The 15,693-nt window shown below is 62.0% G+C and carries 11 protein-coding genes and 1 pseudogene; 4 read left to right on the top strand and 8 right to left on the bottom strand.

Features of this window, described 5'->3' with window-relative positions:
- Positions 1-87: 87 nt before the first annotated feature.
- The 7 genes from N554_RS0114155 to N554_RS0114125 all read right to left on the bottom strand — a co-directional run bounded on the left by N554_RS0114155 (position 88) and on the right by N554_RS0114125 (position 9,169).
- Positions 88-1,680, bottom strand: coding sequence for an ABC transporter substrate-binding protein (locus tag N554_RS0114155; RefSeq protein WP_029584070.1), 1,593 nt, complete (start codon positions 1,678-1,680; stop codon positions 88-90).
- Between the two features lie 273 nt (positions 1,681-1,953).
- Positions 1,954-2,412, bottom strand: coding sequence for a VOC family protein (locus N554_RS0114150; protein WP_029584069.1), 459 nt, complete (start codon positions 2,410-2,412; stop codon positions 1,954-1,956).
- Between the two features lie 95 nt (positions 2,413-2,507).
- Positions 2,508-3,431 (bottom strand): 3,5-dioxohexanoate:acetyl-CoA acetone transferase, encoded by a 924-nt coding sequence (locus N554_RS0114145; protein ID WP_029584068.1) that lies wholly within the window; start codon positions 3,429-3,431, stop codon positions 2,508-2,510.
- Positions 3,428-4,402 carry a 3-hydroxyacyl-CoA dehydrogenase gene (locus tag N554_RS0114140; protein WP_051677491.1) on the bottom strand — a complete coding sequence of 325 codons (975 nt, stop codon included), beginning with the start codon at positions 4,400-4,402 and terminating at the stop codon, positions 3,428-3,430. The genes N554_RS0114145 and N554_RS0114140 overlap by 4 nt, the downstream gene beginning before the upstream one ends.
- Before the next feature lie 7 nt (positions 4,403-4,409).
- Positions 4,410-6,929, bottom strand: a complete 2,520-nt coding sequence (locus N554_RS0114135) for a branched-chain amino acid ABC transporter ATP-binding protein/permease (protein WP_029584066.1) — start codon at positions 6,927-6,929, stop codon at positions 4,410-4,412.
- A gap of 9 nt (positions 6,930-6,938) precedes the next feature.
- Positions 6,939-7,817, bottom strand: a complete 879-nt coding sequence (locus N554_RS0114130; protein WP_029584065.1) for a branched-chain amino acid ABC transporter permease — start codon at positions 7,815-7,817, stop codon at positions 6,939-6,941.
- A gap of 95 nt (positions 7,818-7,912) precedes the next feature.
- A complete protein-coding gene (locus N554_RS0114125; RefSeq protein ID WP_029584064.1) occupies positions 7,913-9,169 on the bottom strand; it encodes an ABC transporter substrate-binding protein in 1,257 nt (418 codons plus the stop codon).
- A 183-nt stretch (positions 9,170-9,352) separates the two neighbouring features.
- Here N554_RS0114125 and N554_RS0114120 point away from each other — a divergent pair, with 183 nt between their 5' ends.
- Entirely contained in the window at positions 9,353-10,051 is a 699-nt protein-coding gene (locus N554_RS0114120; RefSeq protein ID WP_029584063.1) for a GntR family transcriptional regulator, read from the top strand.
- 27 nt (positions 10,052-10,078) lie between these two features.
- Positions 10,079-10,855 (top strand): SDR family oxidoreductase, encoded by a 777-nt coding sequence (locus N554_RS0114115; RefSeq protein WP_029584062.1) that lies wholly within the window; start codon positions 10,079-10,081, stop codon positions 10,853-10,855.
- 102 nt (positions 10,856-10,957) lie between these two features.
- Here the strand turns inward: N554_RS0114115 and N554_RS39920 are convergent.
- Positions 10,958-11,124: pseudogene (locus N554_RS39920) on the bottom strand (acyl-CoA synthetase); the annotation flags it as partial.
- A 187-nt stretch (positions 11,125-11,311) separates the two neighbouring features.
- On the opposite strand from N554_RS39920, the gene N554_RS0114105 reads away from it, so the two are divergent.
- Together N554_RS0114105 and N554_RS0114100 are read left to right on the top strand one after the other, a co-directional pair.
- Positions 11,312-12,457: an efflux RND transporter periplasmic adaptor subunit gene (locus N554_RS0114105; RefSeq protein ID WP_051677500.1), complete on the top strand. Its 1,146-nt coding sequence runs from the start codon at positions 11,312-11,314 to the stop codon at positions 12,455-12,457.
- Entirely contained in the window at positions 12,454-15,612 is a 3,159-nt protein-coding gene (locus N554_RS0114100) for an efflux RND transporter permease subunit (protein ID WP_029584060.1), read from the top strand. The genes N554_RS0114105 and N554_RS0114100 overlap by 4 nt, the downstream gene beginning before the upstream one ends.
- Positions 15,613-15,693: the final 81 nt, after the last annotated feature.

Below are 15,693 nucleotides of genomic sequence, written 5' to 3'. Positions count from 1 at the left end.
CAAAGTGAATGCCGGCTTTGCGATCAGAATACGCGCAAGTTACTCAGCTTCCTGGCGAGGTCTTGTGCTGGCTTGTAACGGTAGACGTTACTTATCCATCCACACGTCCTCGTAACGATAGCCGTTGTAGGAACTGTTCACCATGATGGTGATGCCCTTTACGTAGGGCTGCCAGCACGAGCCTTGACGGCCGTGGAAGATGATGGGGCGAGCGACGTCTTCTTGAAGCTTCTTGTCGATATCCCACACCAGTTTCTTGCGCTTGCTGACGTCGGTTTCAGCGGACTGCTGGTCGAACAGCTTCTCGATCTCGGCGTTGCAATAGTTGGTATAGTTTCGTTCCGAATTGCAGGAGTAGTTTTCATAGAACGACTGGTCCGGATCGTCGACGGCATTTCCGGTGAGGTTGAGGCCGAGCGTGTAGTCCTTGCGCGCAACCTTCGAAAACCAGTTGGCGGTTTCCACTACCTCAAGATCGGCATCGATATAGATACTCTTGAGCTGATCGATCAGGATGATGGCGGGGTCGCGATAAATCGGAATGTTGCGCGTCGAGACCTTGACCTGCAGGTGCTTGTTCGGTCCGTAGCCCGCCTTCTGCATGAGCTTGCGCGCCTCCTCCCGGTTGGCGTTGATGTCGGGACCGTAGCCCGGAATCGTCTCCAGCATCTCCTTCGGCATCGCCCACAATCCGGCTGGCGCCGGAAGCATCGTGCCGCCGATGTCGGCCTGGCCCTCGAACAAGATCGAGACAAACGCCTTGCGATCGAGCGCCAGCGCCATCGCTCGGCGAATATCGAGACTGTCAAACGGAGGCGCAGACGAATTGACGATGATGTTGGTGCTGACGTTGATAGGCTCGACCACGCACACCGCGTTCGGCGCCTGGGTCTTGACGTCCTTGAGCAGCGGGATCGATACCTCGGTCGGGAACGTCATGTCGAACTTACCCGCAACAAAGGCGAGGATGGCCGTCGAGCGATTTGGTATGATCGTGAACTCGATGCCGTCGAGATGCGGCAGGGCCTTTTTCCAATAGTCGGGATTGCGGATGAGCTTGATCGATTCGTTGGCCTTGAATTCAACGAACTTGAACGGGCCGGTGCCAACTGGCTTGGTGCGCATGTCCCCCGGAGAAACATGGCAGGGATAGACCGGCGTATAGCCGGAGGCGAGCAGCGCCAATAGCGCCGGCTGCGGCCGCTTCAGGTTGAACGCGACCTCGAAGTCTCCGTTCGTGGTCACATCGACCACCTGGTCATACCAGGACTTGCGGGGGTTCTTGCGAAATTTTTGCGCCGACTTGCCCATCAGCATGTCGAATGTGCATTTGACGTCGTTGGATGTGAACGGCTTGCCGTCGTGCCACTTGACGCCCTGTCTCAACTTGAAGCTGAGCGTCTTGTTGTCGCCGCTCCAAGCCCAGCTTTCCGCGAGATCCGGGACGATCGACTGCAGGCTGTTCTGCGCAACGTCCTGCTTGTATATCACGAGGTTGTTGAAGACGGGCATGAAGGGAACGTTGGTCGAGTAGGTCGCCTCTTCATGGATTGAGGCGCTGGCTGGACTGTCCCGGTGATAGACCCGTAGGATGCCGCCCTGCTTCTCGGTAGCAGACGTGACGTCGGAAGCCGCCAGCAAAGACAATATCGCGACGGCAAACGCCTGCGCCCTCCGCATGCCTTCCTCCCTCGAAAGTTCGGCCTCATGGCGGACCGATCTTATCGAACGATATCATGGCGGGGCGTCCGCGCAACCAGCAAGGCAAATCGCGGCATTGGTCCTTCAAAGTAAGGCAAATGGCTGCGCGCTACCGCCGAGCCTGTAAGGCTTCCGCGCGCGGCACCCAGTGGCTGGCAGATGGCAATGAGTAGCAGCGGCGGGTAAGCGTCGGGCATTCCCTTGAATTCCGCTCCCCTCTTCTGCACGAAGAGGGGAGCTGAATGATATTGTTTAAGCCGCCTTGCCCTTTTGCTGTTTCAAAAAGGCCGCGGCGCGTTTGGCCAATTCCGTCGGCGCGACATCTTCTTTATGCGTGGCGATAAACCAGCTGTTGCCGGACGGATCTTTCACGCCGCCGTTGCGGTCGCCGTAGAACATGTCCGTCGGCTCCATGATGGTAATGCCGCCGGCCTTGACCGCCCGCTGGTACACGCTGTCCACGTCTGGAACGTAGAGGTAAAGCGAAGACGTCGTCGCTTTTGCCATCTCGCTTTCGTCGCCGATCATAATGCGGGAATCGCCGATCGTTACCTCCGCGTGCATGATCGTTCCATCTGGCCGCTTGGTCGGCTCATGAGATATTTCGGCTCCGAAAGCCTGTTGGAGGAATTCGATGACCTTCGGTGCGTTGCGCACCGTCAGATACGGCGTGACCGTATGATAACCGTCGGGAACGGGTTTTGCTGCCATGATGGGCCTCCGGATTTGCTGAGAACGCGCTGAGCGTCGTCAGCAACTTGGCTTTTTGTTGCCGCCGTTGTGAAAATGTGATGGCGAAGCGGCCGTCACACTTCCAGCTTGTCGCCGCCCTTCAGATCGAGAATTTCGCGCGCCTCGTCCGACGTCGCCACCTCAAGGCCGAGGCCTTCGATGATCTTGCGGGCGAGCTGCACCTGCTCGGCGTTCGATGCCGCCATTCGGCCGGGCGCGGCCCACAGCGAGTCTTCAAGCCCGACGCGGATATTGCCGCCCATCGCCGCTGCCATCGCCGCGATGGGCAGTTGATTGCGCCCGGCACCCAGCACCGACCAGACCATTTTGTCGCCGAACAGCCGGTCGGCGGTGCGCTTCATGTGCAGTACGTCTTCGGGGTGCGCGCCGGTGCCGCCCTGCAGGCCGAACACCGTTTGCACGAACAGCGGCGGTTTCACCATGCCCTGCTCGAGGAAGTAGTTCAGGTTGTAGAGGTGCGCGGTATCGTAGCATTCGAATTCGAAGCGGGTGCCTGTCTCGGACAGCGTCTTCAACACGTATTCGATGTCCTGGAAGGTATTGCGGAACACGATATCCTTGTTCTGGAGGTGCTTGCGCTCCCAGTCATGTTCGAAGTTCTTGAAGCGGTTGAGCATGCCGAAGAATGCGAAATTCATCGAGCCCATGTTGAGGGAAGCGACTTCCGGCTTGTAGACCGCGGCGGGACGGACACGTTCGTCCACCGTCATGGTCGGCGCGCCGCCGGTGGTCAAGTTGATTACACAGTTGGAGCGCTGCTTGATGATCTTCAGGAACGGCGCAAACGCCTCCGGGCTCTGGTCGGGCTGACCGGTTTTGGGGTTGCGGGCGTGCAGATGCACGATGGCAGCGCCGGCTTCCGCCGCGTCGACCGCGGCATCGGCGATTTCCTGCGGCGTCACCGGCAAGGCCTTCGACATCGAGGGGGTGTGGATCGCGCCGGTCACGGCACAGGTGATGATGACTTTGCGGCTCATGCTTTGCTCTCTTTCTGGCGGGTCGATGCTTCGTCGGTTTGAGCAGCCTTGTGGGCGGCGAGCGCCGCAAGGCGCTGGTTGCGCCGCTGCGTCAGCGCGGCGATCCGCTCCGGCGTCGGCTGGTGCGGCCATGCCGCGATCACCCGGTCCACATTCGGGCTTTGGTAAACCTCCGGCCCGGCGGAAGCCGACGCAAGCTCCTTGTAGAAACCGGTGTAGCGTGCGCAGTAATCGGGTATGCCGCCGGGCGCGTTGAGTTCGATGGTCTCGAAGGGACCCAGGAACGACCAGCGCAGACCGAGGCCATCCTTGACGGTGTGATCGAGATCTTCGGCCGAGATATACCCTTCGCCGACCAGCCGAAATGCTTCGGCCAGCAGCGCGCCCTGCAAACGATTCAGCACAAAGCCGTTGATCTCGCGATTGATCGTGACCGGCACCTGCCCGATCTCGCGATAGATATTGCGCGCCCGGTCGATGGTCTCAGGCGCGGTCCACGGCGCGCCGCACAATTCGACCAGCGGCACCAGATGCGGCGGATTGACGGGATGACCGACCAGACAACGGGTGCGGCCCGGCAGCATCTCCGTGAAGCGCGACGCTGCTATGGCCGAGGTCGAAGAGACCAGCAGCGCGTCCGGCGGCGCATGCTGGTCGAGTTGAGCAAAGATGCTTCTCTTCTCTTCAACGAGCTCCGGGCCGTTTTCCTGGACGAATTCGACATCCCTGACGGCGTCTTCGAGACTCGCCGCAATGGAGAGCCGCGCCGCAGCCCCATCAGGATCGTCCGCCAGCCCGTAATGTGCCAGCGCATGCAGTTCGTCGCGGATCAGGCCGGGTGCGGCCTTGAGCGTCGGTTCATGCGGATCGGTGAGCACCACGTTCCATCCCGCACGCGCAAAAATCGCCGCCCAGGCGCGTCCGATCAGGCCTACGCCGACGATGGCGACGTTTCGATGTTGCTTTTTCATGTCCTTCTCACAGCCAAAGCACCTTGCGGCGCAGATCGATATTGTCACGCAATGCCTTGGACGGTCCCTCGTGAATCACCCGGCCGCGCTCCAGCGCCACCGTGGCGTCGGACAACGCCAGCGCCAGATCGAGGTTGTGGTCGACGATGATGATGGCGATTTCCTTCCGCAGGCGATCGAAAGTCTCGAACAGCTGTTCCACCACGGCCGGCGCGAGGCCCTCGAAGGGTTCGTCGAGCAGCAATACCCGCACGTCGCCTGACAGCGCACGGGCCACCGCCACCATCTGCTGCTCGCCACCGGAGAGATAATCCGCCGGGCTGTCGAGGCGTTGGCGAATACGCGGGAAGTATTCGTAAATGCGTTCACGCGTCCAATGCACACCATGGCCGGTCTGGCGCTTCAAGCCGCCAAGCTCGAGGTTTTGTTCGACGCTCATGCCCGCGAACAGGCCGCGGCCCTGCGGCACATAGCCGATGCCGAGGCGCGCTATCTGCGCGGACGAAAGCCCGACCAGTTCGTTGTCCGCCAGCTTGATCGATCCCTGCGAAGCCGGCGCGATTCCGATCAGGGTCTTCAGCAGGGTCGATTTGCCGGCGCCGTTGCGGCCGAGCAGCGCGATGATCTCGTTTTCATGCAGCGTGAAGTTGACGTCGTTGAGAATGTGGCTCTTGCCGTAGAATGTATTGACGTTCGCTGCGGTCAGAAGCGCGTTGACGCGGGCGGCGGTCTCGCGCGGGCGCGCGGCGATCTCGGTCGCGCCGGAGCCGATATAGATTTCCTGCACCTTCGCACTGGCGCGCGCATCCTCGACCGAGCCGTCGAGCAGCACCCGCCCTTCGTTCATGACCGTCACCTGATCGGCGAGCTGAAACACCCGGTCGATGTCATGTTCGACCAGCAGCACCGGCAAGTCAGACGAGATGCGCTTGATGATGGCGCCGATGCGCTCGCGCTCCGCCGCGGCGAGCCCGGCGAGCGGTTCGTCCAGCAACAACACGCGCGGCGCGGTGGCGAGCGCCACCCCCATGTCGAGGAGGCGCTGGCCGCCATAGGATAACATGCCCGCTTCAGCCTTTTCGATGCCGGCGAGGCCGAGATAACGGATGGTGGCAGTGGTCTCGGCATTGATGGCCTCGATCGACAGCGCGTTGGTGATGGGATCGAAGCGGCGGGGATGCCGTGCCTGCACGGCAAGGCGAATGTTCTCGCCGACGCTCAACGCCGGAAACAGGTTGGTGATCTGGAACGACCGGCCGATACCGGCGCTCGCAATCTCCTCCGGCGTATGTCCGGCGATCGGCTGGCCCATCAGCGAAACCTCGCCCTCGTCCGGCGGATACATGCCCGACAAGAGATTGAACGCGGTGGTTTTGCCGGCGCCGTTTGGGCCAATCAGCGCGTGCAGAGTACGATCGGCAATCGAGATGTCGATACCCTGAACCGCCCTGATGCCGCCGAAACTCTTGAAGATGTGGCGGGCGGAGAGCACCGCGCCGTTGATGTGCGTTTTGGGCCGCAAAAATTCCGGCAGCGGCAAGACTTCGATGCGTCGCGCCGACATCGCGGCGTCTTCGACCGTCTTCTTGCGGAACGGCGCGATCAGCCGCTCGCCGACGCCGACGAGACCCGTTGGTGAAAACACGATGAAGGCGACGAACACCAGGCCGAACCAGAACAGCCAGTTCTCGGTATAGATGCCGAGGAATTCGCGAAACAGGATAAAGAACAGCGCCCCGAGCGCCGGACCCAGGAAACTGCGCATGCCGCCGATCACGACCATCGCCAGCAAATCGCCGGAGAACGCGACCGAGATCGGATCGGCCGAGGTCATGCGGTTCTGGTAGAGCAACAGGATGCCGGCGAGGCCGGTAATGGCGGCGGACAGCACGAACGCCACGAGCTTGTAGCGATTGGTCGGATAGCCGAGAAAGCGGGCGCGCTGCTCATTCTCGCGGATCGCCACCAGCACGCTGCCGACGGTGGAATTGTGGAAACGCCACAACAGGACCAGCACCAAGAACGCGATCCCCGCCACAAACCAGTAATAGACGGTCGAGGATTCCAGGTTGAAGCCGAGCAGTGTCGGCCGCGTGATGCCGCCGAGCCCGTTCTCGCCGCCGGTGACTTCGGTCCAGCGAAACGACACCGCATATAGCATCGCCGCCAGCGCCAGCGTCAGCAACGAGAAATATACGCCGCGCCGCCGTAAGATCAGGAATCCGAATGCGGTGGCGACCACCGCCACGATCAAAACGCCGGCGATGGTCGGGCCGAAAAACGAGTCCGGCATCAGGTTGCGTTGGACTAACGCAGCCGCATAGGCCGCAAGACCGAACCAGGCGCCGTGGCCGAATGATACCAGCCCGGTGTGCCCGACCAGAATGTTCAGCGCCATGCAGGCGATGGCGAAGGTTGCGACCTCGGTGGCCGAAGTCATGGTGAGGCCGAGCGCCAGCAGCACCGGCGGCAATACCAACAGTCCGATGGCGGCAATCAGCAGTGGAATTGGCAGGCGCTTTAGCATGTCAGCGCCTCACTCGAACCGCGTGATGCGCTCGCCGAACAGGCCGCGCGGCCGGAACAGCAACACCAGCAGCATCAACAGATAGATCGCGGCGGTGGAGGCTGCGGAATAGCCGATGCCGACCATGACGCCTTTGACGAGACCAACCAACAGCGCCGCCGCAACGACGCCCCAGAACGATCCGAGACCGCCGATCACCACGACGACGAAAGCCGGCGTGATGATCTCCTGGCCCATCGCCGGATGGATCGAATAGATTGGCGCCAGCAGCACGCCGGCGAGGCCGGCAAGCCCGATGCCCAGTGCGGCCACCGCGGACATATAAGGCTGCAGCGAAATGCCGAGCGCGCCGACCATGTCCGGGTTCTGCACGCCGGCGCGCACCACACGGCCGAAGGAGGTCTTTTGCAAGAGCAGCCATAGCCCGGCGATACAGGCCACGGCGATTCCGAGCAGAACCACGCGATAGAACGAATAGATGAAGCTGCCGATCGCGACCTGTCCGCGCAGCCAGGGCGGTATTGAATAGGACAATGGCGGCGCACCGAAGATCATGCGCAGCACCTGCTCCGCCACCATCGCCAGGCCGAATGTCAGCAGCAGAGAGAGGATCGGATCGGAGCGATAGAAGCGGCGGAACAGCGTGCGTTCGATCACGACGCCAAGCAATGCCACCGCGACGGGTGCTGCCACGATTGATCCGCCGAAACCGAGATAGGGCGAAAGCACCAGCGTCAGATAAGCGCCGATTGCATAAAACGCGCCATGCGCGAGATTGACGATGCCGCCGAGCGAGAAGATCAGTGACAGACCAAGCGCGATCAGGAGATAGTAGACGCCGTCAAGCAGTCCATTGAGAATTTGCTGCGTCAGCAACATGGCGGACATGGTTCTGGCTCCGCGCCGCGCGCAGTAAGGGTTACGAGAGGATGGCAAAAGATCACGTCTCTCCGGCAATCCCGGAGAGACGCAAATTCAATCGATCAGCTCGCGAAGGTACAGCTGTTCTCTTCCTTGGTGGCGGCGATCACTTCGAGGTCTTCGTTGGGACCCGGCACCGGCGGGCTCGAGGTAAAGATGTCCCACTGATTTTTGATCTTGTCAGCGGGCAGCGCCGTGACCGCATACATTTCGTGCATCAATTGATGATCCGAGCCGCGGAAGTAGCCTTGTCGCGTTTTCAGAACATCGAATTTCGCACCCTTCTCGAAGTGCTCGATGATTTTCGGCGATTCCGCTGATTTGAGGTCATTGACGGCCTGCGCGACGATCTTGGTGGCGATGTAGTCGCCCCAGGCCTGGTTTTCCGGCGGCTTGGAATATTTTTTGGTGAAGGCCGCAACGAACGCTTTCGAGCCGGGCGTGTCGATCAGGTGATGCCAGACCACCGGCCAGGTGCCGACGAAGTTGCCTTTGCCCGCCGCCCAAGCCAGAGCGGTATCGAAGCCGAAGCCGCCGACCGGGAAGGTCAGGCCGAACTCCGCATATTGCTTGAGGAAGTTGGTGGTCTGGTTGCCCGCGAGATTGATCACGACCAGGTCGGGCTTGGCCTCGCGGAGTTTCAGCAGGTAAGCGGAGAAGTCGGTGGCATCGGTCGGCACCAGATCGTCGCCGACGAAATTGCCGCCATTGGCTTCCATGAAGCGCTTGGAAACCTTCAGCAGGTCATGGCCGAACGCATAGTCGGCCGTCAGCGAATACCACTTCTTTCCCTTGACCAGTCCATCGCGCAGGAACGAGCGGCCAACGGTTTTGACATACATTGAATTCTGCGATTCGACGTGGAACATGTAGCGCTGGCAGTCCTTGCCGCGCAGCGCGTCGGAGTTACCGCCGGTATTGATGAACAGCGTCTTGTTGCGTGAGGCGACCTGCGCGATGGTCAAGCACGAGGCGGAAGAAATCTCGCCGATGATGCAGGCCACCTTGTCGCGCTCGATCATGCGTTCGGCCTTGGTCGAGGCGGTCTGCGGATTCACCGAATCCTCCTTCAACAGTTCGACCTTTCGCCCCATCATGCCGCCGGAAGCATTGATTTCCTCCACCGCGAGATCGATCGCCATCACGGCATACTCGCCGAGCGGCCCGAGAAAGCCGGTGCGCGGCGTCAGGTGACCGATCTTGATGACCTCGGCAGTCTGGGCGCGCAAAATCGCCGGCGCGGAGATTCCCGACACCAGCGCAATGCCGCCGGCGGTCTTCAACAGGCGGCGGCGCGTGAATTGATTGTTGTCTGACATCAGCCTTTGTCTCCCTGATACGGCCGCGTGGCGCGGCTGTTTGTTCCCCGGCAAGATCAGCGCAGTTCTTTAGACGTGCTTTGGTCCCGCTTGCCGTGATCTGTGATCACAGTTAGACTTGCAAAAGACAGAGCCGTTGTCGAGCCCTCTTGCGAAATTTCGGACCTGTATGGGAGGCCAGCGTTGAATTTGCCCGCCGCGCTTAATCTGGTGGAGCCGCTCGACCGTCAGACGCTGGGCGAACGCGCTTACGCGAAATTGGCGGACCTCTTGATTTCCGGGCGGCTCGCCCCGGGCGAAAAACTATCGCTGCGGGCCGCGGCCGATGTCCTCGGCGTCTCCATCATGCCGGTGCGCGCGGCGGTATCGCGGCTGGTCGCCGATAGGGCTTTGGAGGTGACGCCGAACCGCGCGGTGCGCGTGCCCCTGATGTCGGCGGCACAATTTCGCGATCTCACCAAGGCGCGCATTGCCATCGAGGGCCACGCCGCCGCGCAGGCCGCGCTGCAATGTGACAAAACCGATCTTGAGGCCATCGCGCACGCGGAAGAAGCAATGCGGACGGAGAGCGAGTTACCGAAGCCCGATTTGCCGCGCGCGGTCGAACTCAACAAGAGCTTTCACTTTGCAATTTATGAAGCGGCGCATTCGCCGATCCTGGTGGAAATCATTCGCGCGCTCTGGCTGAAAGCCGGGCCGGTCATCAATCTCGATCTGCGCGCCAATCCCGACCGGCTGGGGAAGGGCGACGCGATCAGGTTTCACGCCGATGTGCGTAACGCCGTCGCCGCCGGCAATGGCGACGCCGCGCGGACCGGAATAGCCGGCGACATCAGCGGTGCGGCGAATTTCATCCTGTCTCGCGGCGGTCTGGCCGACTGAATTCTTTCGAAAATCCCGGAGCAATCAATGGATCTCGATATCAAGGGTTTGCGCGTGCTGGTCACTGCCGGCGCCAACGGCATCGGACTTGCGATTGCGCGCGCCTTCGCCCGCGAAGGCGCCAGGGTTCACACCTGCGATGTCGACGAGATGGCGTTGTCCGCACTCGCCTCCAGCGATCCCGCGATCACCGCGACACCGTGCGACGTCTCCGACCGATCAGCCGTGAAGAATCTGTTCGCGGATGCGATCGCGCAACTCGGCGGCCTCGATGTGCTCGTCAACAATGCCGGCATCGCCGGGCCGACCTCCAAAATCGAGGAGATGAACCCGGAAGACTGGGACCGCTGCCTGGAGATTTGCCTGACCGGCCAATTCAACTGCACGCGTCTAGCGGTGCCGCACTTACGCAAAAGCAAGAACGCCTCGATCATTAATATTTCGTCGGCCGCGGGCCGGCTCGGCTTTGCGATGCGCACGCCCTATGCGGCGGCGAAATGGGGCGTGATCGGTTTCACCAAATCGCTGTCAATCGAACTCGGACCGGACAACATCCGCGTCAATGCGATTTTGCCGGGCCTCGTCGCCGGCGACCGCCAGCGCCGGGTGTTGGAAGCCAAGGCGCAGCAGCGCGGGATTTCCTATGCCGAGATGGAGCGCACGGCGTTTTCCTACACCTCGATCAAGGACTACGTGACGCCGGAGCAGATCGCCGACCAGATCCTGTTCATGTGCAGCCCGCGCGGCAAGACGATTTCCGGGCAGGCAATCTCGATTTGCGGCGATACGCAGATGCTGGGGTAGGTGATCACGAACCTTCGGATGCTGCGCGGCGCGCAAACCGTCACGGCGCCTGTTCGGCGGTGAGAACCTTCGCTGCAAGGAACGCGTGTCGATGCCGGTGCCTGTGGCGGTCTTGAACCAGACGGTGCCCGGCGTGCCGACCGGGCAGGGCTGCATGATTTCACCGAGAATGTGGTGCCGACGGTACCCCGGTGGGCCAACCATTCCTCGCTGTTGCATGAGGTAAGACCTAAGCCTTCGGTAGCGCCGTAATATTCGTGGATGATCGGTCGCACCACCCATGCATAATGATTTTGCTTGATCCCGGCCAGTTCTTGAACAGACTGCTGATCGACCTCGTCTTGATCCCGCCGAAGGACTGCGGCCGCCTCGATCGATCGCGGCAAGCGTGCAGAGGAGATGCAATTGAGCGCGACTGAGAAATCGGAGTGTCCGGCTCAAACAGGAACTTCCGATATCCATTCACTCCGCGGCCTCGGACCGCTGATCATTCTGCTGGCCGTCGCCTTGGCCGGCTGCGGGGACAAGCCCCCGCAAGCTGCCGTCGGTCCACCGACGGTCACGGTCGCGCAGCCCACCCAACGTACCGTCACGGATTGGGACGAATTCACCGGACGGTTCGAGGCGGTGGAAGAAGTGCAGGTGCGCGCCCGGGTCGGCGGCTTCGTCAACAGCGTCGAATTCCGCGACGGCGCGATCGTCCGCGCCGGCGATCTGCTTTACACGATCGATTCCCGCCCGTTCGAGGCGGTCGCGCTGCAGGCCGATGGCCAGCTCTCCGATGCGCGCGCCAAGGCGGAACTGGCAAAACGCGAACTCGACCGCGCGCTGACGTTGGTCCAGACCAGTGCGGTTTCCGAATCCATCGTCGACCAGCGCCGCCAGACCTTGCAGGCGGCGCATGCCGCCCAGATGCAGGCCGAAGGCGCGCTGAAGGCGGCGAGGCTCAATATCGAATTCACCCACGTTCTCGCGCCGATGACCGGCCGCGTCAGCCGCCATCTGGTCAGCCCCGGCAATCTCGTGCAGGGTAGCGAGGGCAATGCCACACTGCTCACTTCGATCGTCACGATGGATCCGATCTACATCTATTTCGACGTGGATGAGACGACGTATCTGAAGAACAACAGGCTGTGGTTCGAGGGAAGACGGCCGAGCTCGCGGGACACGCCGAACCCGGTGCAGGTCACGCTGACCGGCGCAACAAAACCGACGCATGAAGGCAAGATGGACTTTCTCGACAACCGGCTCGATGTCTCGACCGGCACGTTGCGGAGCCGCGCGACCATTCCCAACAAGGATCTTTCGATCCTGCCCGGACAATTCGGCCGGGTGCGGCTGATCGCCAGTTCGCCCTATGCGGCCCTGCTGCTGCCGGATACCGCTGTTGCCACCGACCAGTCACGCAAGATCGTCTTTGTCGTGAAGGACGACAATACCGTCGAGGCAAAGCCGGTGACGCTCGGACCGCTCGACGAGGGCCTGCGCGTCATCCGCGAGGGGCTGAAGGCGGAAGACCGCGTCATCGTCGACGGCATCCAGCGCGCCCGCGTCGGCGCCAAGGTGACGCCGCAAACCGCACCGGCCGGTACCAAGTCATGAATCTCGGAAGGCTCTCTATCAACCAGCCCATCCTGGCGATGGTGCTGTCGATCGTGCTCCTGATTGTCGGCGCAATCGCCTACACCACGCTGCCGGTCTCGGAATATCCGCAGGTGGTGCCGCCGACCGTCGTCGTCACCACGCAATATCCGGGCGCCACCGCGCAGACGGTATCCGACACGGTTGCCGCGCCGATCGAGCAGGAGATCAACGGCGTCGAGGACATGCTGTATCTCTACAGCCAGGCGACCTCGAACGGCAATCTGACCATCACCGCCACCTTCAAACTCGGTACCGATCTCGACAAGGCACAGGTGCTGGTGCAGAACCGCGTCGCCATCGCGCAGCCGCGATTGCCTGAAGAGGTGCAGCGCAACGGCGTCGTCACCCGCAAGAACAGCCCCGACATCCTGATGGTCGTGTTCATGCTGTCGCCGGACGACAGTTTTGACCAGCTCTACATCAGCAACTATGCGCTGCTGCAGGTGCGCGACGAATTGCTTCGCCTCGACGGCATTGGCGACATCCAGATGTTCGGTGCCCGCGACTACTCGATGCGGCTCTGGCTCGATCCGGACCGGATCGCAACGCTTGGCCTGACCTCCGCCGAGGTGATAGCCGCGATCCGCGCGCAGAACCTGCAGATCACCGGCGGGCAGATCGGCGAGCCTCCGATCGCCGACCGCGCGTTCCAGCCCAATCTCACATTTACGGGCCGTCTCAAGGATCAGAGACAGTTCGAGGACATCGTGGTCAGGGCGGGCGCCGACGGCCGCACGGTGCGGCTGCGCGACGTGGCGCGGGTCGAGCTGGGAGCGTTGTCCTATTCGACCAACAGTTTCCTGCTGCGCAAATCGGCGGTCGCGCTGCTGGTGACGCAGCGGCCCGGCTCGAACGCGCTGGCGACCGCGAAGAACATTTCCGACACGATGGAGAAGCTGAAGGTCCGTTTTCCCAAGGGTCTCGATTACAACATCGGTTACAACCCCACCGAATTCATCGCGCAATCCGTCCACGAGCTGATCAAGACGATCTACGAGGCGATGCTGCTCGTCATCATCGTCGTGCTGGTGTTCCTGCAGGGCTGGCGTCCGGCGATCATTCCCATCATCGCCATCCCCGTCTCGCTGGTCGGCACGTTTGCGGTGATGGCGGCACTCGGGTTCTCGATCAACAATCTCACGCTGTTCGGGCTCGTGCTCGCGGTCGGCATCGTGGTCGACGATGCCATCGTGGTGGTGGAAAACGTCGAGCGGCACCTCGAGCACGGCATGGGCCGGCGCGATGCGGCGCTCAAAACCATGGAGGAGGTCGGCAGCGCGCTGGTCTCGATTGCGCTGGTGCTGTGCGCGGTGTTCGTGCCGACCGCCTTCCTCGGCGGCATCTCCGGGCAGTTCTTCCAGCAATTCGCCGTCACCATCGCGGTCGCAACCGCGATCTCCTGCTTCTGCTCGCTGACTTTGTCGCCGGCGCTGGCCTCGCTGATCCTGGTGCCGGGCGAGGAGAAGAAGCCGCCGGCACGCTGGAATTTCATCGCGCGCGGCTGGGACAAATTCACCGGCTATTTCAACCGCGGCTTTGACCGGCTGTCGCACGGCTACGCCAGGACGGCCGATTTCGTGATCCGGCATTCGGCGCTGATGCTGCTCTTTTATGTGGCGCTGATCGGCAGCGCCGGATGGCTGATCGCCACCACGCCGCAGGGTTTCATTCCCGCGCAGGATCGCGGCTACGTCATCATATCGGCGCAGTTGCCGGGCGCGGCGTCGCTGGCGCGCACCACCGACATCGTCCGTCAGATCGAGAAAGCGGCACTGGATACCCCGGGCGTCATTAGGGTCGCGGCGTTCGCAGGCTTTTCGGGCGCGACCCGAACGCAGGCGGGCAATTCGGCGGCCCTCTTTCCGGTGTTCGAGGAGCCGGAAGTCCGCCTGAAGAAGGGCCTGACCGCGGCGGTGATCACTGCCGATCTGCGCAAGCGCATGTCCGATATCCAGGGAGCCTTTATCATCGTCATTCCGCCGCCGCCGGTGCCCGGCATCGGCACTGGTGGCGGTTTCACGATGCGCGTCCAGGACCGCCAGGGCCGCGGCCCCGAAATGCTGGCGGCCGCCAACGACGAACTCGTTGCCGCCGCGCGCAAGGCGCCCGGACTGACCCAGGTATTTTCGCCCTTCACCGCCGATACGCCGCAGCTCTTCGTCGATATCGACCGGGTCAAGGCGCAGAAGCTCGGCGTCCCGATTGCGAACGTCAACGAAACCATCCAGACCTATTTCGGATCGACCTACGTTAACGACTTCAACCTGTTCGGCCGCACCTATCACGTCACCGCGCAAGCCGACCTGCATTTCCGGAAAGAGGCGTCTGATCTGGCGCGGCTGCGCACCCGCAATGCCGCCGGCGACATGGTGATGCTCGGCAGCGTGGTGGATTTCCGCGACGTTTCCGGCCCCGACCGCGTCGCGCGCTACAATCTCTATCCGACGGCGGAGCTGCAGGGCGAGGCGCTGCCGGGCACGAGTTCGACGACCGCCATCAACACCATGAAGAAGCTCGCCGATGAAACGCTGCCGAGCGGCTTTTCCTTTGAGTGGACCGACCTGTCCTATCAGCAGGTCACCGGCGGCAATACCGGCCTCTACGTGTTCCCGATCTGTGTGCTGTTCGTGTACCTGGTGCTGGCGGCGCAGTATGGCAGCTGGAGCCTGCCGCTTGCCGTCATCCTGATCGTGCCGATGTGCTTGCTGGCGGCGACGATCGGCGTGCGGATCACGGGGCAGGACGTCAACATCCTCACGCAAATCGGGTTCGTCGTGCTGGTGGGGCTGGCGGCGAAGAACGCGATCCTGATCGTCGAGTTCGCGCGCGACATCGAGAACGAGGGCCGGCCGCGGCTGGAAGCCGTGATCGAGGCCTGCCGGCTGCGGCTGCGGCCGATCCTGATGACGTCGTTCGCGTTCATTCTCGGCGTGCTACCGTTGGTGATCTCGTCGGGTTCCGGATCGGAAATGCGTCAGGCGGTCGGCGTGGCCGTTTTCTTCGGCATGCTGGGTGTGACATTGTTCGGCCTGATCTTCACGCCGATTTTCTACATGGTGGTCCGCAACCTGGCCGATCGGCGCTACGGCAAAAAACCGGCTCCAGCCAAATAGCAGGCACCTCTTCGCTGCTGTTCGCGAATTCCCCTACTATTGGCCTATTTGAATTATATGGGCAGCCGTGAAGTTATAAAA

This window comes from Bradyrhizobium sp. URHD0069 (genome assembly GCF_000701345.1).
Classification (GTDB): Bacteria; Pseudomonadota; Alphaproteobacteria; order Rhizobiales; family Xanthobacteraceae; genus Bradyrhizobium.
The sequence above is the reverse complement of the archived record's forward strand: the minus strand, read 5'-3'. Positions and strand labels throughout refer to the sequence as shown.